The sequence below is a fragment of the Streptomyces sp. SCA2-17 genome, from assembly GCF_044336695.1.
The window spans coordinates 1,434,532-1,453,637 of record NZ_CP117521.1; the positions used below are offsets into that span (position 1 = coordinate 1,434,532).

Annotated in this window: 16 protein-coding genes and 1 riboswitch; of the genes, 4 read left to right on the plus strand and 12 right to left on the minus strand. The window is 72.1% G+C overall.

Going from position 1 to position 19,106, the window contains the following annotated elements:
* Positions 1-233: 233 nt before the first annotated feature.
* The gene (locus PS271_RS06395) at positions 234-2,030 is read left to right on the plus strand and encodes an AMP-dependent synthetase/ligase (protein WP_398380856.1); all 1,797 of its coding nucleotides are present in this window, start codon (positions 234-236) and stop codon (positions 2,028-2,030) included.
* Between the two features lie 62 nt (positions 2,031-2,092).
* On the opposite strand, the gene PS271_RS06400 is transcribed toward PS271_RS06395, so the two are convergent.
* Positions 2,093-3,235, minus strand: coding sequence for a glycosyltransferase family 4 protein (locus PS271_RS06400; RefSeq protein ID WP_398380858.1), 1,143 nt, complete (start codon positions 3,233-3,235; stop codon positions 2,093-2,095).
* Positions 3,236-3,381: 146 nt separating this feature from the next.
* Between PS271_RS06400 and PS271_RS06405 the strand changes: the two genes are divergently transcribed.
* Complete coding sequence (locus PS271_RS06405; RefSeq protein ID WP_398380860.1) at positions 3,382-4,620, plus strand: glycosyltransferase 87 family protein; 1,239 nt, start codon at positions 3,382-3,384, stop codon at positions 4,618-4,620.
* 306 nt (positions 4,621-4,926) lie between these two features.
* Here the strand turns inward: PS271_RS06405 and PS271_RS06410 are convergent, their stop codons facing one another.
* From PS271_RS06410 to PS271_RS06430, 5 genes are all read right to left on the minus strand, one after another.
* On the minus strand, positions 4,927-6,237 hold the full coding sequence (locus PS271_RS06410) for a hypothetical protein (protein ID WP_495656748.1): 1,311 nt from the start codon (positions 6,235-6,237) through the stop codon (positions 4,927-4,929).
* Positions 6,238-6,287: 50 nt separating this feature from the next.
* Entirely contained in the window at positions 6,288-7,358 is a 1,071-nt protein-coding gene (locus PS271_RS06415; RefSeq protein WP_398380862.1) for a C40 family peptidase, read from the minus strand.
* 243 nt (positions 7,359-7,601) lie between these two features.
* Positions 7,602-8,663, minus strand: a complete 1,062-nt coding sequence (locus tag PS271_RS06420; RefSeq protein ID WP_398380863.1) for a C40 family peptidase — start codon at positions 8,661-8,663, stop codon at positions 7,602-7,604.
* Positions 8,664-8,881: 218 nt separating this feature from the next.
* Positions 8,882-10,261 carry an NYN domain-containing protein gene (locus PS271_RS06425; RefSeq protein WP_398380864.1) on the minus strand — a complete coding sequence of 460 codons (1,380 nt, stop codon included), beginning with the start codon at positions 10,259-10,261 and terminating at the stop codon, positions 8,882-8,884.
* Positions 10,262-10,280: 19 nt separating this feature from the next.
* A complete protein-coding gene (locus PS271_RS06430) occupies positions 10,281-10,520 on the minus strand; it encodes a hypothetical protein (RefSeq protein ID WP_120754601.1) in 240 nt (79 codons plus the stop codon).
* A gap of 152 nt (positions 10,521-10,672) precedes the next feature.
* Here PS271_RS06430 and PS271_RS06435 point away from each other — a divergent pair, with 152 nt between their 5' ends.
* Together PS271_RS06435 and PS271_RS06440 are read left to right on the plus strand one after the other, a co-directional pair.
* Positions 10,673-11,389: a rhomboid family intramembrane serine protease gene (locus PS271_RS06435; protein WP_398380866.1), complete on the plus strand. Its 717-nt coding sequence runs from the start codon at positions 10,673-10,675 to the stop codon at positions 11,387-11,389.
* A complete protein-coding gene (locus PS271_RS06440) occupies positions 11,386-11,667 on the plus strand; it encodes an Lrp/AsnC family transcriptional regulator (RefSeq protein WP_106676590.1) in 282 nt (93 codons plus the stop codon). The genes PS271_RS06435 and PS271_RS06440 overlap by 4 nt, the downstream gene beginning before the upstream one ends.
* A 224-nt stretch (positions 11,668-11,891) precedes the next feature.
* On the opposite strand, the gene PS271_RS06445 is transcribed toward PS271_RS06440, so the two are convergent.
* The 6 genes from PS271_RS06445 to ctaE form a co-directional block, all read right to left on the minus strand.
* Positions 11,892-13,250: an aminotransferase class V-fold PLP-dependent enzyme gene (locus tag PS271_RS06445; protein ID WP_398380868.1), complete on the minus strand. Its 1,359-nt coding sequence runs from the start codon at positions 13,248-13,250 to the stop codon at positions 11,892-11,894.
* 150 nt (positions 13,251-13,400) lie between these two features.
* Positions 13,401-13,517, minus strand: a riboswitch (SAM riboswitch).
* Between the two features lie 63 nt (positions 13,518-13,580).
* A complete protein-coding gene (trpD, locus tag PS271_RS06450) occupies positions 13,581-14,645 on the minus strand; it encodes an anthranilate phosphoribosyltransferase (protein WP_398380869.1) in 1,065 nt (354 codons plus the stop codon).
* Between the two features lie 165 nt (positions 14,646-14,810).
* Positions 14,811-16,460 carry a cytochrome bc1 complex cytochrome b subunit gene (qcrB, locus tag PS271_RS06455; RefSeq protein ID WP_398380871.1) on the minus strand — a complete coding sequence of 550 codons (1,650 nt, stop codon included), beginning with the start codon at positions 16,458-16,460 and terminating at the stop codon, positions 14,811-14,813.
* The gene (qcrA, locus tag PS271_RS06460) at positions 16,457-17,512 is read right to left on the minus strand and encodes a cytochrome bc1 complex Rieske iron-sulfur subunit (protein WP_356276412.1); all 1,056 of its coding nucleotides are present in this window, start codon (positions 17,510-17,512) and stop codon (positions 16,457-16,459) included. The genes qcrB and qcrA overlap by 4 nt, the downstream gene beginning before the upstream one ends.
* Positions 17,509-18,318: a cytochrome bc1 complex diheme cytochrome c subunit gene (qcrC, locus tag PS271_RS06465; protein ID WP_398380874.1), complete on the minus strand. Its 810-nt coding sequence runs from the start codon at positions 18,316-18,318 to the stop codon at positions 17,509-17,511. The genes qcrA and qcrC overlap by 4 nt, the downstream gene beginning before the upstream one ends.
* Before the next feature lie 67 nt (positions 18,319-18,385).
* Positions 18,386-19,006 carry an aa3-type cytochrome oxidase subunit III gene (ctaE, locus tag PS271_RS06470; protein WP_398380875.1) on the minus strand — a complete coding sequence of 207 codons (621 nt, stop codon included), beginning with the start codon at positions 19,004-19,006 and terminating at the stop codon, positions 18,386-18,388.
* Positions 19,007-19,106 lie beyond the last annotated feature (100 nt).

Below are 19,106 nucleotides of genomic sequence, written 5' to 3' on the forward strand. Positions count from 1 at the left end.
TGCGGTTACTCCGGTGGTTACTTCCGGGTCACCGAACTGAGGGGCTAGGGTGCGTCGAAGCAGTCCCGTGGCATGTGACGCAGAGAACATCTGGGCGCAGCCCCCTATTCGAAAGCCGTACTGGTGGGTAACGTCCGGGCAGTCCACTACCCCCCTTGCCTGATCATGGACCGCAGCCGAGCAGCGCCCCTCGAAGACGCGGCGGCGCCGGCGCCCGACGAGGAGCAGCAGTCTTGCGCGAGTTCAGCCTTCCGGCCCTCTATGAGGTCCCTGCGGACGGAAACCTGACGGATCTGATCCGCCGCAACGCCGCGCAGCGCCCCGACGTCGCCGTCATAGGGCGCAAGACCGACGGGCGGTGGGAGGACGTCACCGCCGCCGAGTTCCTCGCCGAGGTCCGGACCGCCGCCAAGGGCCTGATCGCTTCCGGTGTGCGGCCGGGCGACCGGGTCGGGCTGATGTCCCGCACGCGCTACGAGTGGACGCTGCTGGACTTCGCGATCTGGAGCGCCGGCGGCGTCACCGTGCCCGTGTACGAGACGAGCTCGCCCGAGCAGATCCAGTGGATCCTCAGCGACTCCGGCGCGATCGGCTGCGTCGTCGAGACCGCCGGCCACGAGGCGGCCGTCGAGTCCGTGAAGGACCGCCTGCCCGAACTCGCCCACGTCTGGCAGATCGAGGCCGGCGGGGTCGCGAAGCTGCGCGAGGCAGGCGCCGCCGTCACGGACGAGGAGGTCGACGAGCGCAGCGCGCTGGCGAACGCCGACTCGCCCGCCACGATCGTCTACACCTCCGGCACCACGGGCCGCCCCAAGGGCTGCGTCCTGACGCACCGCGCGTTCTTCGCGGAGTGCGGCAACGCCGTGGAGCGGCTCAAGCCGCTGTTCAACACGGGCGACTCGTCCGTCCTGCTCTTCCTCCCCACCGCCCACGTCTTCGGCCGGCTGGTGGAGATCTGCGCGATGCTCGCGCCGATCCGCCTGGGCTGCGTGCCGGACATCCGCAATCTGACGGACGAGCTCGCCGCCTTCCGCCCGACGCTGATCCTGGGCGTGCCCCGCGTCTTCGAGAAGGTCTACAACGGCGCCCGCGCCAAGGCCCAGGCCGACGGCAAGGGCAAGATCTTCGACAAGGCCGCGGACACCGCCATCGCCTACAGCCGCGCCCTCGACGCCCCGTCCGGGCCGGGCCTGGGCCTGCGCATCAAGCACGCCGTCTTCGACAAGCTCGTCTACGGCAAGCTGCGGGCCGTCCTCGGCGGCCGGGCGACGCACGCCATCTCCGGCGGCGGGCCGCTCGGCGAGCGCCTGGGCCACTTCTACCGCGGCATCGGCTTCACGGTCCTGGAGGGCTACGGCCTCACCGAGTCCTGCGCCGCGACCACGTTCAACCCCTGGGACCGGCCGAAGATCGGCACGGTCGGCCAGCCGCTGCCCGGCTCGGTCGTGCGCATCGCCGACGACGGCGAGGTGCTGCTGCACGGCGAGCACCTCTTCCAGGGCTACTGGAAGAACGAGGCGGCCACCGAGGAGGCGCTGTCCGACGCCTGGTTCCACACCGGCGACCTCGGCACCCTCGACGAGGACGGCTACCTCACGATCACCGGCCGCAAGAAGGAGATCATCGTCACCGCGGGCGGCAAGAACGTCGCCCCGGCCGTGATCGAGGACCGCATCCGGGCGCACGCCCTGATCGCCGAGTGCATGGTCGTCGGCGACGCCCGCCCCTTCGTCGGCGCGCTCATCACCCTCGACGAGGACTTCCTGCCGCGCTGGCTCGCCGACCACGGCAAGCCGGCCGGGATGACACCGGCCGAGCTGGCCGGGGACGCGGACCTGCTGGCGGACGTGCAGAAGGCCGTCGACGACGGCAACGCGGCGGTCTCCAAGGCGGAGTCGGTGCGGAAGTTCCGCATCCTGCCCGCGCAGTTCACCGAGGCGTCCGGGCACGTGACGCCGTCGCTGAAGCTGAAGCGGAACGTCGTGGCGAAGGACTTCGCCGACGAGATCGAGGCGATCTACCGCGGCTGAACCCCTGATCCGTAAACGCAGGGAGGGCCGGCATCGCCGGCCCTCCCTGCGTTTACGGACCGTCAGAGGAGGGTCTTGAGGCGCTCGGCCAGGAGGTCCCAGCGCCATTTCTCCTCGACCCACTGCCGCCCCCGCGCGCCCATGCGCGCGCGCAGCTCCGGGTCCTTCAGCAGCGTCACGATGCGGTCCGCGGCCTGGGCCGGCGAACCGCCCTTCACCACGTACCCCGTCTCGCCCTCCAGGACGGCGTCCGGCGCCCCGCCCGAGTCCCCGGCGACGACCGGCAGGCCCGTCGCCGACGCCTCCAGGTAGACGATGCCGAGCCCTTCGACGTCGAGGCCGCCGCGGCGCGTGCGGCACGGCATCGCGAAGACGTCGCCCGCCCCGTAGTGCGCGGGCAGTTCCTCCCACGGCACGGCGCCCGTGAAGCGGACGGAGTCCGCGACGCCCGTCTCCGCGGCCAGCTTCCGCAGGTCGTCCTCGTACGGGCCGCCGCCGACGATCAGCAGCACCGTGTCCGGAACGGCCGCCAGGATCCGGGGCATGGCGAGGATCAGCGTGTCCTGGCCCTTGCGCGGTACCAGCCGCGAGACGCACACCACCACGGGCCGGTCCGCGAGGCCCAGCCGGGCGCGGACCTCGTCGCCGCCGGAGCCGGGGTGGAAGGTCTTCTCGTCCACGCCGGGCGGCAGTTGCACCATGCGGGCCGCCGCCTCGTCCGTCAGCGCGGAGGCGATCCGCGAGCGGGTGTACTCGCCCAGATAGGTGAGGGTGTCGGTGCCCTCGCCGATGCGCCGCAGCAGTTGCCGCGACGCGGGCAGCTGCGCCCAGCCGGCCTCGTGCCCGTGCGTCGTGCCGACCAGGCGGCGGGCGCCCGCCCGGCGCAGCGCCGGGGCCATGAGCCCGAGCGGGGCCGCGGCCCCGAACCACACCGACGTGCAGCCGTGTTCGCGCAGCAGGGCCGTGGCGCGCCGGGTTATCCGCGGCGTCGGCAGCAGCATCGTGGTGCGGTCGCGGACGACCGGGAACGGCTGCTCGGCGTCGAAGCGTGCGGTGTCCACCGCGCCTTCCTGGCCGCGCTTCCAGGTGGAGGCGTAGACGACGATGCCCGACGGGTCCAGGCGCAGCGCCATGTTGTGCAGGAACGCCTGGATGCCGCCGGGGCGGGGCGGGAAGTCGTTGGTGACGACGAGAGTCTTGTCCATCGCCGTCCGACAGTACCGGGTGCGATCGGGGGCAGTCGGGGCCCCGTCCCGCCACGTCACGGCGTCTGGACCGGCCGGGGCGGCATCATGCCTTGCAGTAGCGGCGCGCGTACAGCGTGTAGTGACCGTGAAGGGCGAGGTGGATGATGGCGGGCAGGGGTTTGCGGCTCTCGGTCGCGGTGTGGGCCGTCACCCGGGCCGTGCTGCTGATGTGCGTGCTGCGGGTGTGGGTGATGCCGGGGTCGGACGTCTCCGTCGACATCGAGGTGATCTACCAGGGCTGGTACGGGGTGCTGCGCACCGGCACCTTCCCCTACGACGACGTCACCTGGCAGTACCCGCCCGCCGCCGCCCTCGCCGTGCTCGCCCCCGGCCTGCTGCCGTTCCTCGACTACGCCCCGGCCTTCTTCGTCGTGTGCTTCCTCGCGGACGCGGCGGTCTACGCGCTGCTGCTGTACGCGGTGCGGGACGGGCGGCGCCCGGCCTCCGGGGTGTGGGCGTGGGTGGTGGGCGTCCCACTGCTCGGCCCCATCGTCTACGCCCGCTACGACGTGATGGTGACGGCCGTAGCGGTCGCCGCCCTGCTGGCGGCCGGGCGCCGGGCCCGGCTCTCCGGCGCCCTCACGGCCTTCGGGGCGCTGCTGAAGGTGTGGCCGGTGCTACTGCTGGTCGGCACGCCGCGGGGGCCCCGTACGCGGGCGGCGTGGGGGGCCGCGGCGATGACGGCCGCGGTGCTCGGGCTGCTGTTCGCCGCCACGATGCCGGGGGCGCTGGCCTTCCTGACCTTCCAGCGGGACCGGGGCACGGAAGTGGAGTCCCTGGGCTCGCTGGTCTTCCACCTCGGGCGGCACGCTGGCTGGCACGGGCACGCGCGGCTGCACTACGGCTCCGTGGAGTTCCTCGGCCCGTACGTCCACACCGTGAGCCGGCTCGCGCTCGTGCTGAGCGTGCTGGCGTTCGCCTGGCTGCTGCTGTGGCGCGTGCGGGCGCGGCGGTTCACGGCGTGCACGCCGTACGAGGCGGCGTTCGCGTCGGTGCTGCTGTTCACCACGACCAGCCGGGTGATCAGCCCGCAGTACGTGGTCTGGCTGCTCGGGCTGGCGGCCGTGTGCCTGACAATGGGCACGACGCGGCAGCGGCTGCCGATCGCTCTGGTCCTGCTGGCCGCGCCGCTGACGCAGCTGGAGTTCCCCATCTGGTTCTCGCACGTGGTCGCCAGCGACAAGCTGGGCGTGGCCACGCTGACGCTGCGGAACGGGTTGCTGGTGGTGGCGACGCTGATCGCGTGCGCGCGGCTGTGGCGCGAGACAGTGTCCCTGCCGGAGGCGCCGGACACCCCGGACGACCCTCCCGCGGAGAAGGAACCGGTACTGGTGGCGGGCTGACGGCCCCCACGACGTGGGGTTGCGCCGGTTTCGGCGCCGCGGTGTCCACTGCGTGGAGCTGAGCCAAGTCCGGCACCGCCGGACCACACCGTAAGGGTTGCTCGCCGTTGCGGCGGGGTTTTCTTGCCTGCGGCAAGACGCCTGGTGGACGAGGAAGCCGTCGCCTATCAGCAGCAAGTGGTCGAGAGGCCCCGCCTCTCACCCCCGCCGCAACGGCGATCAGCCACCGCGGCGGTGACCGGCGGTGCCGGACCCGGCTCAGCTCCACGGAGTGGGCACCGCGGTGCCGAACCCGGCTCGACCGGCTCAGCCCGTGCCCAGCTGGTCCGCAACGTACGAGCGCCACCGTGCCGTGAACTCCCCCGGCGAGATGCCGAGGACGTCGCGGAGGGCGCCCTCGACCGCGCCGTCGCGGCGCGCGTGCGCGCCCACCGCGCGGTAGAACGCGACGAGTTTCTCCTCGCTCCAGCGCTCCGCGATCAGCCGGCAGGCCAGCCACCCCTCCTCGTAGGCGCGGGCCAGCTTCCCCGCCTCCCCGGCGAAGCCGAAGTCGGGGTCGCCGGGGAGCTCCCGGGGGAGCGCGCCCGCCGCGGCGGCGCGGGCGAGCTCCGGCGCGGCCTGGCGCGCGGTGCGCCCCGTGCCGCGGTACGCGGCCCAGTCGGCGAAGCCCTCGGACAGCCACAGCGGCGTGGCCTTCGTCGTCCGGGCCCGGGTCGCGACGTGCGCGGTCTCGTGGGTGAGGACGATGCGCCGCCCGAACTCGCCGAGCACGCCGTACGCCTCGGGGTTGACGATGATGCGGTCCGCCGGCGCGGCCGCCCCCGTGCCGCCGGCCTCGCCGGTGGTCACGGCGGCGATCCCGCGGTAGTTGGAGACGGGCGAGTCGAGGAGGGCGGCCATCCGCTCCAGGGAGGCCGGCATCTCGACGACGACCCGTCCGGGCCAGTCCCGCGGCCCGGCGTGCCAGGCCGCGCCCACGGCGGGCACGGCCTGGTCGGCGAGGCCGGCGAGGGCGCGCAGCCGCTCGCGGTCCTGGCCGACGCCGAGGACGAGGCTGCGCTCACCGCGGACGACGGTGACGGGGCCCTGCTGCCACAGCTGCCCGCCACCCCGCGGAGCGGTCTCCGCGGCCACGTACCACCGCCCGCCGCGCTCGACGAGGGTGAGCCGGGTGCGGGTCGTGACGGGCACGCCGTCGTAGCCGGCCAGCCGGTACCGCAGCTCGGCCTCGGCGGCGACGCGCCGCCCGCCGCCGTCGCCCCGCTCGGGGGTGAAGCCGCCGGTGCGCACGAGCCGGTAGTCCCAGGAGGCGAGCGGCACCGCGGCGAGGTTGGCGAAGACGCGGCGCTGTTCGGCCCGGTACGCGTCGGCGGCGGGGTCGACGGCGGCCAGGAAGGCGTTCTCGTCGCGGTCGCGGAGGGCGGCGGCCCACCGGTCCAGGGCGCCTTGCAGGGCCCGGTCACGGGCGCCGTCGTCGCCGGAGAGGGCGGAGCAGCCGGTCAGGGCGGCCTGGAGGGCCAGCAGGGCGGCGGCCAGGCCGCACGCCGCCCGGCGGGCCGGCCCACGGCTACCCGCGCGCGTGCCCCCGCGTCCGCTCCTCCACCACCGGCCCGTCACGTCCCGCATCGTACGAGCCGCGCGCCCCCCGGCGTGCGCTCAGGGCGGGCTCACGGCCGGGTCACGGACGAAATCGGCATCATGTTGGCCGGGTCGTAGCGCACGCGGGCACCGGGGTAGGGCGCGTGCACGACCTGGCCGTTGCCCACGTACATGCCCACGTGGCTGGCGTCGTCGCGGTAGATGACGAGGTCGCCGGGGCGGGCCTCGGACAGGGGGACGTGCCGGCCGGCGTTGCGCTGCGCCTGGGAGGTGCGGGGCAGGCCGACGCCGGCCCGCCCGTACGCCCATTGCATGAGCCCGGAGCAGTCGAAGGCTCCCGGCCCGTTCGCGCCCCAGGCGTAGGGCGAGCCGACGGCGGAGCGGGCGGCCATGGCGGCCGCGGCGCCGCGGCCGGAGGCGGCGGTGAGGTCCTGGAGGCCGCCGAGGAGGCCGCCGCCGCCCGAGTGGTCCAGCGTCCGCGTACCGCCGGAGCGCGAGGCCCGCGCGTAGGCCCGGCGGTCGGCCTCGGGCAGGGCGTTCAGCAGCCGGCGGGCCGTGGCGAGCTTGCCCTCGACCTCGTGCTTGTGGTGCTCGACGGCCTTGCGGGTCTCCTCCAGCTCGCTCAGCATGCGGGCGGCCTCGGTGCGCTCCTGGCGGAGGGCGCGCTGGGCGCCGAGGAGGGCCTTGAGCTGCTCGCTCTGGCGGTCGGAGACGCGGTCGAGGGTGGCGGCGCGGTCCAGGTAGCCGTCGGGGTCCGAGGAGAGGAGGAGCTGGAGGGCGGGGTCGACGGCGCCGGTGCGGTACTGCGCGGTGGCGATCATGCCGAGGGCGGTGCGCATGTGGTTGACGCGCTCCTGGCCGCGGGCCACGCGGTCGGTGGCCTCGGCGACCTTCCGGCGGAGCTCGCCGGCGTGCTCGCCCGCTTCGTTGAACTTCTCGGTGGCCCGTTCGGCCTGCTCGTAGAGCCGGTCGACCTGTGATGTGACGGTTCCGCCGGACCGGTCGCCGGCGGTGTCACTGGGCCGAGCTCCGGCCGGGGGCGCCATCGCGGCCGCGGCCGTGGCCACGGCGGCGGACAGGACGGTGACCCGGACGGTCTGGGTGAGACCGGACTGCGAAGAACGGCGATGGGACGCCACGGGCGCCGCACTCCCTTCGTTGCTGCTCTGCGGGCGCGGTCCGGGACGTGTCGTACCGCACGCCGGACAGTAGCGGCGTGCTCACCCCGCGTTCAAAGACCTCCGGGGGTGGGAATGGGACGGGAATGCGGACGCCCCGCCGGAGACGCAGGTCACCGGCGGGGCGTGGAGTCAGCGCGGGCCACCGCGATTCGCCCGAACGGGCGGCGGGTCAGCCATTCGGCCCAGCGGCGGGCCGGTCCGTCAGCCTATGCGGACGCCGAACTGGAAGGGCATGTTGCCCATCGACTCGTAGCGGACGTTCGCGCCCGGCTTGGGGGCGTGCAGGGTCATGCCGTTGCCCGCGTAGAGGCCGATGTGGTGCAGGTCGCCGTAGAAGAGCACCAGGTCGCCGGGCTTGAGCTGGCTCTGGTCGTAGATGCGGGTGCCGGCGTTGGCCTGGTCCTGGGAGATGCGCGGGAGGGTGACGCCGGCCTGGGCGTAGGCCCAGCCGGTCAGCCCGGAGCAGTCGAAGGAGCCCGGGCCGGTCGCGCCCCACACGTAGGGGGAGCCGATCTTGCCCTGGGCGGCGGCGAGGGCCGCGGCCGCGCGGCCGGAGGTGGGCAGGTCCTTGCCGAGGTCCGGGCGGGAGCTGTCGCGGCCCGCGCGGGCGCCGTCGCCGCCCTTGCCGCCGTCGGCCTTGTCCTTCTCGCCCACGACCTCGGCGCGCTCGGCGGCGCTGAGGGTGTTGAGCTGCTCCTTGGCCGCGGCGAGCTTCTCCTGGACGGCCTCCTTCTGCTCGCCCAGCACCTTGCGGGTCTCCGCGAGGTCCTTGAGCTTGCCGGTGGCCTCCTGGCGCTGCTGCTTGAGCACGCGCTGCTTCTCGGAGATCTGCTTGAGGGTGCTGGCCTGCTTGGCGCTCACCTGGTTGAGCGTCGAGGCCTTGTCGAGGTAGCCGTCGGGGTCGGAGGAGAGGAGCAGCTGGAGCGAGGGGTCGACGGCGCCGCTGCGGTACTGGGCGGTGGCCAGCGAACCGAGGCTGTCGCGCAGCTTGTTGATCTCCTCCTGGCCGCGGGCGACCTTGTCCTGGAGATCGGTGACCTGCTGGTCGAGCTTGTCCTGCTTCTCCTTGGCCCCGTTGTACTTCTCCGTGGCCTGCTCGGCCTCTTCGTAGTACTTGTCGACCTTCTCCTTGACCTCCGCCTTGGAGGCCTTCGGATCGGCGTGCGCGGCCTGCGAGGTGAGGGCGACGGCTGCGGCTGCGGTCGCCGTCAGGACGGTCACCCGGGCGCGGCCCGGCTGCTTGGGTCGACGGTGGGACGCCACGGAGACGAGCTCCTTCTTCCTCGGCCGCCACCGCACGCCGAAGGGCGGCGGTCCGGCGGGACCTTCACCGTCACCCCTATTGGATGATCAACCGGGCGAAGGTTCGAGGCCCGACCTTAGTGACCCCGGAGTGATCCGTTCAAATCCTCATCAGAAAAATCTCGCGCCCCAAGCGAAGCTTTACCAACATGACACAGCCGGTGACGGCGGCTTGACGGTCAGGTACGGGCAAGTCGCTTGAGGAGGAGGGCGGATGCGACGGGCCGGGCGCCCGCCTTCGCGACGCCGTCCGCGACCTCGCGGTCGGTGGAGACCACCACGACCGGCCGGCCCGGCGGCTCGGCCCGCACCAGCTGGCGGATCAGCTCGTCGGCGGTGACCCCGGGCTTGCTGAAGAGCACCCGCACCCCGCGCGGCGGCGCGAGCAGGACGGGCGCGGCCAGCTCGGCGCCGTCGAAGACGCACGTGACCTCGGCGCCCGTCTGCGCGGCCAGCATCGCGAGCCCGCCCAGCAGCCGCAGCCGCTGCTTGTCCAGCGGCATCGTCGGATAGCCGGTCTTGGTGACGTTGTAGCCGTCGACCACGAGGTGGGCCTGAGGCAGTGCCAGCAGCTGGTCCAGGAGCGCGGGGTCGGTCTCGGACAGGGCGCGCGTGGCGATGTCCTTCGGGGTCATCCGGCCGGGCTCCACGGCGTCCACCGTGTCCGCCGGGTGCACGGAGGCGGGCGGCAGCGCCAGCTCGCGCCGCAGGCCCTGGGCCGCGTCCAGCACGGTGTCGAGCAGCAGGCGCAGGCGCATGTCCTCCACGCTGCGGCCCTCGCGCACCGCCCGGCGGCTCGCCTCCAGCGCGGCCTCGGCCTCCGACAGCCGCGTCTTGAGCCGCCGGCTCTCCCCCAGCGCCGCCGCCTTCTCGGCCGCGCCGGCCGCCCGTGCGGACTCCAGCTCGGCCTCCGCCTTGCGCAGGGCGGCCTCGCCGCGCCGCACGTCGGCCACGGCGCTGCGCAGCTTGCGCTGGAGCGAATCGGTCTCCCTGCGGACGGTCTCCAGCTCGGCGCGGATCCGCTCGGTCTCGGCGCGGGCCGCGGCCCGCGCCTCCGCCAGCTCCTCGCGCAGGCGCCGCAGTTCGCGCTGGGCCTCCTCGCCGGCGCGCTCCGCGGTCGCCCGCAGCGCCTCCTCGCCGGCCGCCGTGACGAGCTTGACCCAGCCGGCGGGCCGCAGCACGTAGGCCATGGCGGCCACGTCCTCCGGATCGGCGGCGGCCGGGGGCGAGCCGGCGTCCAGGGCCTCGGCGAGCTCCGAGCCCGTCTCGCGCAGCCGGGCCGAGATGCGCCGGCGGAAGGCGGCGTCGTTCTCCACCGCCGCCGCCATCGCGTTGCCCGCGAACTTGGCCCGCCGGCTCGGCGTGAACCGGGCGTACTGCCGCAGCGCCGCGGGGAGTTCGGCCACGGTCAGCCCGCCGAACGCCTCCGCCACGAGCCCGACGACCCGGCGCCGCACGCCTTCCGGCAACGGTCGGTCGAGCACCTCGGCAGCGCCGTCGGTCCCACCGGTGTCACCAGGTCCACCGGCCGCCTCCGCGCCACCCGTGTGCTCCACCACCGCTCATCGCTCCCGTTCTTCAGGCGTTCGCGCCCGGCCGGTCCACCAGCTCGACCTGGTCGACCGCGTTGCACCAGCGGCAACGCACGGACTCGATGGTCTCACTGACCACCTCGCGCTCCTCCACGCTCGGCTCACCGGAAAGGTCGAGGTGCACGAAATCCACGGCTTTGGTCGTACGCGTCACATCGAACCGGGTGAGATTGCCGCACAGCGCGCAGCGCCACCGGGTCCCGGCTGTCGGCTGGGGAACGCCCATCGTGTCGTCCGTCCTCGTCAAGTCCATCGAACTGCGGGTGTGCTTCCCGTAACCCTACGGCCTGATGGTCATGCGGCGCGGAGCGCAGGCCCGCTTCGGCGGCCCGGCGAGGCACTCTGTGCGCTTTACTGCTGGTACGTCATGATCTGCTCATGTTCGGAAAGCCGGGGCAGGCTCCCCTCGTCACCTACGGCCTCATCGGCGCCTGCAGCGTGGTGTTCCTGCTCGGCCCCGCGTCGGGCCTCACGGTCACCCTGTCCGGCGGCCCCGGCAGCGGCAGCAGCCTCCTGGCCGCGCAGGCCGCCTACTTCGAGCGCTGGGGAGTGGTGCCGGAGGAGCTGTGGCACGGGCCCGCGGCGGAGCTGATCACCCCGCTCACCGCGCTCTTCGTCCACGGCAACTGGCTGCATCTGCTCGGGAACATGCTCTTCCTCTATGTCTTCGGCGCCATGGCCGAAAACCGTATGGGCCGGGGTCCCTTCGCCCTCTTCTACCTCACCGCCGGGGTGCTGGCACTGCTCGGCTACGCCGCCGTGCACGCCGGCTCCGACCGGACGCTCGTCGGCGCCTCCGGGGCGATCTCCGGAGTGCTCGGAGCCTTCCTCTACCTCTTTCCCCGGGCCCGCGTCACCAGTCTCTTCCCGTTCCTCTTCTTCCTGCCCCTGCGGTTCCCCGCCTGGGCCGTGCTGCTCTTCTGGTTCGCCCTCCAGTGGCTCGCCGCCCGCTCGGCCGGGGACCGGCCCGGCGTCGCCTACCTCGCCCACGTCGTGGGCTTCGCCCTGGGCTTCCTGTACGCGTGGGCGAGGTACGGGCGTACGACTAGAGTGAAGCGGGGCTGCCCCCCGACCCCCGATAGGAGCCCGCCGTGATCACTTCGATCGTCCTGATCAAGACCGACGTCGACCGGATCCCCGAGATCGCCGAGCAGATCGCGGCGATCGAGGGCGTGAGCGAGGTGTACTCGGTGACCGGGGCGCACGATCTGATCGCCATGGTCCGGGTGGCCCGCCACGACGACCTGGCGGACGTCATCCCGGGGCGCATCAGCAAGGTCCCGGGCGTGGCCTCGACGGAGACGCACATCGCGTTCCGCACGTACTCGCAGCACGACCTGGAAGCGGCGTTCGCGATCGGCCTGGAGTCGTAAGCCGTACGCCGGTCCGGCACCGCCGGTCACCTCCGGTGGGGTTGCGCGCCGCGGCGGCGGGATTTCCTTGCCTGCGGCAAGCGGCCTGATGGCCGAGAGGCCAGGCCTCCCCCGGCCACCGATCGAAAGGCCCTGCCTTTCACTCCCGCCGCCACGGCGCTCAGCCCCCGCCGGGCTCTCCGGCGGTGCCGTACCGGGCGCGCCCGCCATTCCTGCAACCGCCGTCAGGCGGGGACGCACCGCCCGCCCTCCGTCCGGTAGGACCACTTCGCGCCGTGGTGGACGAGTTCGCCGACCGCCGTCACGAAGCGGTCGACGTGCTCGTCCGGGGTGCCCGCGCCGAAGCTGACCCGGATCGCGTTCAGCGGTGCGCCCTCGTCCACCGCACCGCACTCCCCCTCGGCGGCGGCGTCGCCGCCCACCAGCGTCCGGACCAGCGGGTGCGCGCAGAAGAGGCCGTCGCGGACGCCGATCCCGTACTCCGCGGAGAGCGCCGCCGCGAAGTGCGAGCTGTTCCAGCCGTCGACGGTGAAGGAGAGCACGCCCACGCTCGGGGCGTCCGGCCCGAAGAGCGACAGCACCCGCACCCCCGGCACCGCCGCGAGCCCCTCCCGCACCCGGGCGATCAGCTCCCGCTCCCGCTCCGCGAGCCGGTCGAAGCCCGCCTCGGCGAGCGCCTTGCACGCGGAGGCGATGGCGTAGGCGCCGATGACGTTGGGCGAGCCGGCCTCGTGCCGGGCGACCCCCTCGTGCCACTCGACCCGCACCTCGCCGGAGGCGTCCCGCGCGACGCGGCGGCTCGCGCCCCCGCCCGCCAGGTAGGGCTCGGCGTCCCGGAGCCAGTCCGCGCGCCCGGCGAGCACGCCGGCGCCGAAGGGCGCGTACAGCTTGTGCCCGGAGAAGGCGACCCAGTCCGCGTCCAGCTCGGCGATGTCCACCCGCTGGTGCGGCACGAGCTGGGCCGCGTCGACCACGATCCGCGCGCCGTGCGCGTGCGCGGCCGCCGCCAGCTCCCGTACGGGCCACAGTTCACCGGTCACGTTGGACGCGCCGGTCACGCACACGAGCGCCGGGCCGTACGGCTCGCGGGCCGCGAGCTCCCGCTCCAGCGTCTCGACCGCCTGCGCCGGGGTGCGGGGCGCCTCCAGGTAGGTCACGGCGACGTCCGCGCGCCGCTCCCAGGGCAGGAGCGCCGCGTGGTGCTCGGTCTCGAAGACGAACACCCGGGTCCCCGTGGGGAGTACGGCGGCGAGCAGGTTGAGGGAGTCGGTGGTCGAGCGGGTGAAGAGGACCTGGTCGCCGTCCCGGCAGCCGAGGAACGCGGCGACGTCCGCCCGGCTGTTCTCGAACAGCTCGGTGGACAGCTGCGAGAGGTACCCCGCGCCGCGGTGCACGCTGCCGTAGTAGGGCGCGTACGCCGCCACGTCGTCCCACACGCGCTGCAGGGCGGGGGCGCTGGCCGCGTAGTCCAGCGCCGCGTACGTCACCTCTCCCCCGGTGACCAGCGGCACGCGGACATCCCTGCCCAGAACCGGCAGAGGGGTGCAAATGGCCTGATCGGTGGCAAGGGTGGAGACAGACATGGCGAACTCCCGTAAGAAGGCAGGCGAATTCCACCGCGCGACGGGCGCGGGAAGGGAAAAGAGGGTGCGCGGAAAAGGGGCTCTTCGAGCCCTAACGCATTCGCTGAACCACGGAAGGATCTCCCTCGGCAACCAGGATCCCTGGCGAGGGATCCGCGCTTGCCGCAGACCTCGCTGCCTGCGGCCTGGTCATCACCCGGGGCACCCCGCCACGGAAGGAGGGTTGCCGGACAGCAAGCCGGGGCCTGATCGCTGTCACTCGTGACCTTGCCGAGGAGTATGGCATACGTGATCGCCCCGCGGAACAGCCGTTCCGCGGGGCGAGACGGGTCAGGCGTTGCTCGCGGCGACCCAGCGCTCCAGCGCCCGCCGCGCCGCACCGGAGTCGATGGACTCCGCCGCGCGCACCAGCCCGGCGGAGATCTGCTCCGCCAGCGGCGCCTCCGTGGGCGCCGACGCGACGAGCGCCGCGGCGGAGTTCAGCAGCACCGCGTCCCGTACGGGCCCGGTCTCGCCCGCCAGCAGCCGCCGTGCCACGTCCGCGTTGTACGACGCGTCGGCCCCGCGCAGCGCCTCCACGGGCACCAGGTCGATGCCCACGTCCCGCGGGTCGAAGGCCTCCTCGCGGACCGTGCCGCCGGAGACCACCCACACCCGCGAGGTCGCGGTCGTCGTGAGCTCGTCGAGGCCGTCGTCGCCGCGGAAGACCAGCGCCGTGGAGCCGCGCTCGGCGAGCACCCCGGCGAGGATCGGCGCCATCCGCGCGTCCGCGACGCCGGTGGCCTGCGCCCGCACCTTGGCGGGGTTGGTCAGCGGGCCCAGCACGTTGAAGATGGTGCGGATGCCGAGCTCGCGCCGTGCCGCGGCCACGTGCCGCAGCGCCGGGTGGAACGTCACGGCGAAGCACAGGGTGATCCCGGCCTCCTCCGCCACTTCCGCGACGCGCTTCGGGGTGAGGTCGAGGTTGACGCCCAGCTTCTCCAGGACGTCCGAGGCCCCGCTGGCGGAGGACGCCGCGCGGTTGCCGTGCTTGACGACCTTCGTGCCGGTGCCGGCCACGACGATCGCGGACATGGTCGAGATGTTGACGGTCTTGGCGCCGTCGCCGCCGGTCCCCACGATGTCCACGCTGGGGCCGGGCACCTCGATCAGCCGGGCGTGTCCGTACATCGTGCGGACCAGGCCGGAGATCTCGGCGACCGTCTCGCCCTTGGCGCGCAGGGCGACCAGGAAGCCCGCGATCTGGGCGCCGGTGGCCTCGCCGCGCATGATCCGGTCCATGGCCCAGGCCGTGTCGTCGGCGGTGAGGTCACGGCCGGCGAGGAGGGCGTCCAGGAGGCCCGGCCAGGAGGGGGCCACCGCGCTGTCGCCGCCTGCCGGGGTCACAACGTTCATGGTCCACGCTCCTGGTGGTCGGTCCGGAGAGCCGGGTTCGTCCCGAGGGCTCTGCCCGCCCAGCCTATCCACCCCCGCAGAGCGCGAAGAGCCCCGTCCATGCGCTGGACGGGGCTCTCGCTGTGGCGATCAGCGATCAGTGTGGATCAGGCGGTGACCCGGAGATCAGTGGTGGCCGTGGCCGCTCGTGATCTCCTCGTACTCCTCGCGGGTGGCCTTGGGGATCTGGGTCCCCTCGCCGTAGAAGCCCTTGGAGAGCTTCACCTTCAGGCGCTGCCCGGCGCCGGCCTTGCGGGCCACGCCGTTCTCGTCGAACTCCGGCTCCAGCTCGAGCGGCTTGGGCTGCTCGTGCGCCGTGAGGGTGTGCAGCTGCTCCTGCGAGAGCGGCTCGTGGACCTCGACGAACTCACCGTGCGGCAGGCGCTTGATGATGCCGGACTCGCGGCCGTGCAGCACCTTGTCGCGGTCGCGGCGCTGCAGGCTCATGCAGATCCGGCGGGTCGCGATGAACGTCAGGACCGGCACCACGAAGAAGCCGATTCGGACGAACCAGGTGATGGCGTTGATCGACAGGTGGAAGTGGGTGGCCCAGAGGTCGTTTCCACCACCGATCAGCAGCACGAAGTACCAGCTGATCCAGGCGGCACCGAAGGCGGTGCGCGTCGGGGCGTTGCGCGGGCGGTCCAGCAGGTGGTGCTCCCGCTTGTCGCCGGTGACCCAGGACTCGATGAACGGGTACACCGCGATCGCGGCCAGCACCAGCGGGAAGATCACCAGCGGCACGAAGACGCCGAGGACCAGCGTGTGGCCCCACAGGTTGATCTCCCAGCCCGGCATCACGCGGATGAGGCCCTCGGAGAAGCCCATGTACCAGTCGGGCTGGGCGCCGGTCGACACCTGGTCCGGGCGGTACGGGCCGATGGCCCAGATCGGGTTGATCGTGGCGATCGCCGCGACGGCCGCGATGACGCCGAAGACCAGGAAGAAGAAGCCACCGGCCTTGGCCATGTAGACCGGCATCAGCGGGAGGCCGACGACGTTCTTGTTGGTGCGGCCCGGGCCGGGGAACTGCGTGTGCTTGTGGTAGATCACGAGGATCAGGTGGGCCACGAGCAGACCGAGCATGATGCCCGGCAGCAGCAGGACGTGGATCGAGAAGAACCGCGGCACGAAGTCCGAGCCGGGGAACTCGCCGCCGAAGAGGAACATCGAGATGTACGTGCCGACGATCGGCACGGACAGGATCGCGCCCTCCATGAAGCGGACACCGGTGCCGGAGAGCAGGTCGTCCGGGAGCGAGTAACCGGTGAAGCCGGTGAACATGCCCAGGACGAACAGCAGGAAGCCGAACAGCCAGTTGACCTCACGCGGCTTGCGGAACGCACCCGTGAAGAACACGCGCATCATGTGCACGAACATGCCGGCGAGGAAGATCAGCGCCGCCCAGTGGTGGATCTGCCGGATGAGCAGACCGCCACGGATGTCGAAGCTGATGTTCAGGGTCGACTGGAACGCCTCGGACATCCGCATGCCCTGCATGGGGACGTACGAGCCGTGGTAGACGACCTCTTCCATGCTGGGGTGGAAGAACAGCGTCAGGTACACACCCGTGAGGATGATGATGACGAAGCTGTAGAGGCAGACCTCGCCCAGCATGAAGGACCAGTGGTCCGGGAAGATCTTCCGCATGTTGGCCTTGGCCAGGGAGTAGATCCCCAGGCGGCCGTCGGCCCAGTCGGCTACCCGCTCGCCTGCGGGTGCCTTGCGGCGGCCCGGCGCGTTAGCGCCAGATGCGTTCGTGGTTGTAGTGCTCATCCGCGCTCCCAGTAGGCAGGACCGACGGGCTCGGCGAAGTCGCCCATGGCCTCAAGGTAGCCCTTGTCGTTGACCTTGATCCGCAGCTGCGGAAGGGCGTGGCCGGCCGGGCCGAAGATCACGCGTCCGCCGTCGGAGAGGTCGAAGGTGGACTGGTGGCAGGGGCACAGCACGTGGTGCGTCTGCTGCTCGTAGAGGCTGATCGGGCAGCCGACGTGGGTGCAGATCTTGGAGAACGCGACGATGCCGTCCGCGGACCAGTCGAGCTCGCGCTTGTCCTTGATGTTCTCCGGGCGGAGCCGGACGATCATCAGGGCGGCCTTGGCGATCTCCTTCTGGAAGTCGTGGTCCTCCTCCTTCATGCCCTCGGGCATGGCGAAGGTGAGGGAGCCGACCTGGATGTCCTCGGGACGCAGCGGCTGCAGCGTGTTCTGGTTGATCAGCATCTTGCCCTCGGACCAGGCGGTCTTCCGGAGCTTGGTGCCCGGCAGCGGTCCGAGGTCGCGCAGCAGCACCACGCCGGAGAGCGGCACCAGGGCCAGCGCGCCGAACATGGTGTTGCGGATCAGCTTGCGGCGGCCGAAGGCCGACTCCTCAGCGCCCTGCTTGAAGTCCGCCAGGACCTTGGCCTTGACGTCCGGCTCGGCGGAGATGGCGTGCCGCTCGTCGGCGACCTCCACGTCCGACATCAGGGTGCGGGCCCAGTGGACCGCGCCCGCGCCGATGCAGAACAGCGCCACCGCGAGGGTCATGCCCAGCGCGAAGTTCAGGGCACTGATGTGACCGATCGGGAAGATGTAGACGATCTTGTCGACCGGCAGGGCCACGTAGGAGGCGATGAAGCCGACCGTGGCCAGCATCGAGAGCAGGAACAGGAAGGCGACCACGCGCTCGGAGCGCTGGGCCGCCCGCTCGTCCACGTCCTGGATGCGGGGCTCGTGCGGCGGCAGGCCGGGGTCGGCGAACGGGTCGCCGGCCGTCTTCGTCACGGCGCCGCCGTGTGCGTCCTGCGTGCTCGGCAGGTTCTCTTCTGGAATGTCTTGGCTACTCATGACTTCTTGGCCTTAGCGGTGTGGGCCGCGACCCAGATGGCTACTGCGATCAGCGCGCCCAAGCCGAAGATCCACGCGAACAGACCCTCGCTGACCGGGCCGAGCCCGCCCAGCTCGAGGCCGCCCGGGCTCTCCGACTTGCTGCTGTTGACCGTGTCGAGGTACGCGATGATGTCCTTCTTGTTCTTCTCCGACAGCGTCGTGTCGGGGAAGGAAGGCATGTTCTGCGGGCCGGTCTGCATGGCCTCGTAGATGTGCTTGGGGTCGACGTCCTCAAGCGAGGGGGCGAACTTGCCGTTGGAGAGCGCGCCGCCCTTACCGGTGAAGTTGTGGCACTGGGCGCAGTTGGTGCGGAAGAGCTCTCCGCCCTTGGCGATGTCCGCGCCGTCCGGGCTGTACTGATCCTTGGTCGGGACCGCGGGGCCGGCGCCCAGCGAGGCGATGTACGCGGCGAGCTGGTCGGTCTGGGCCTGCGTGTAGATCGCCTTCTTGCGGGGGGCCTGGGCACCCTGCTGCTGGAGCGGCATGCGGCCGGTGCGGACCTGGAAGTCGACGGCCGCGGCGCCCACGCCGACGAGGCTCGGGCCGTCACTGGTGCCCTGACCGCCGGTGCCGTGGCAGCTTGCGCAGCCCACGGAATAGAGCTTCTTGCCCTCCTCGATGGCGAGGGACTGGGCGGTTCCATCGGCCTTGGCCGTGTCCGCCGGCGCGAACGCGGCGTACAGCCCCCCAGTGACCGCCAGCGCGAAGAGTAGGACGACGACCGCCGCCAGCGGATGGCGTCGTCGTGCGGAGAGCTTTTTCACGGATTACCCCGGTGTCAGGATCTTCTGCGTCGATCTGGACTGTTGGTCCGGTGCGGGACGGGACCGATTACTTGATCAAGTAGATCGTGGCGAAGAGGCCGATCCACACCACGTCGACGAAGTGCCAGTAGTAGGACACGACGATGGCCGCCGTCGCCTGGTGGTGGGTGAACCTCTTGGCCGCGTACGTCCTGCCCAGAACCAGCAGGAAGGCGATCAGACCGCCCGTCACGTGCAGGCCGTGGAAGCCGGTCGTCAGGTAGAACACCGAGCCGTACGGGTCGGAGGAGAGCGAGAGGCCGTCCTCCTTCACGAGGTCCGTGTACTCGAACACCTGGCCGCCGATGAAGATGGCACCCATCACGAAGGTGATCGTGAACCAGGTGCGCAGCTTCTTCACGTCGCCGCGCTCGGCGGCGAAGACGCCGAGCTGGCAGGTGAGGGAGGAGAGCACCAGGATCGTGGTGTTCGTCGCCGAGAACGGAAGGTTCAGCGAGGACGCCATATCCTTCCAGTGCTCTGCGCCGGTCACCGATCGCAGGGTGAAGTACATCGCGAAGAGGGCCGCGAAGAACATCAGCTCGGAACTCAACCAGATGATGGTTCCGACGCTGGTGAGGTTCGGTCGATTGACCGACGGGTGTGCGTGCCCGGTATCTGTTGCTGTTGCAGTCGCCACGACCGACATTATGTCGGTCGCTTATCTCGTGCTCACTCCGGGGGGTGCCGTTCGGTGTGTCAAGAGCATGTGCGCTGCTCGTACGGCCCAGTGCCGGGGTCCCCCAAAG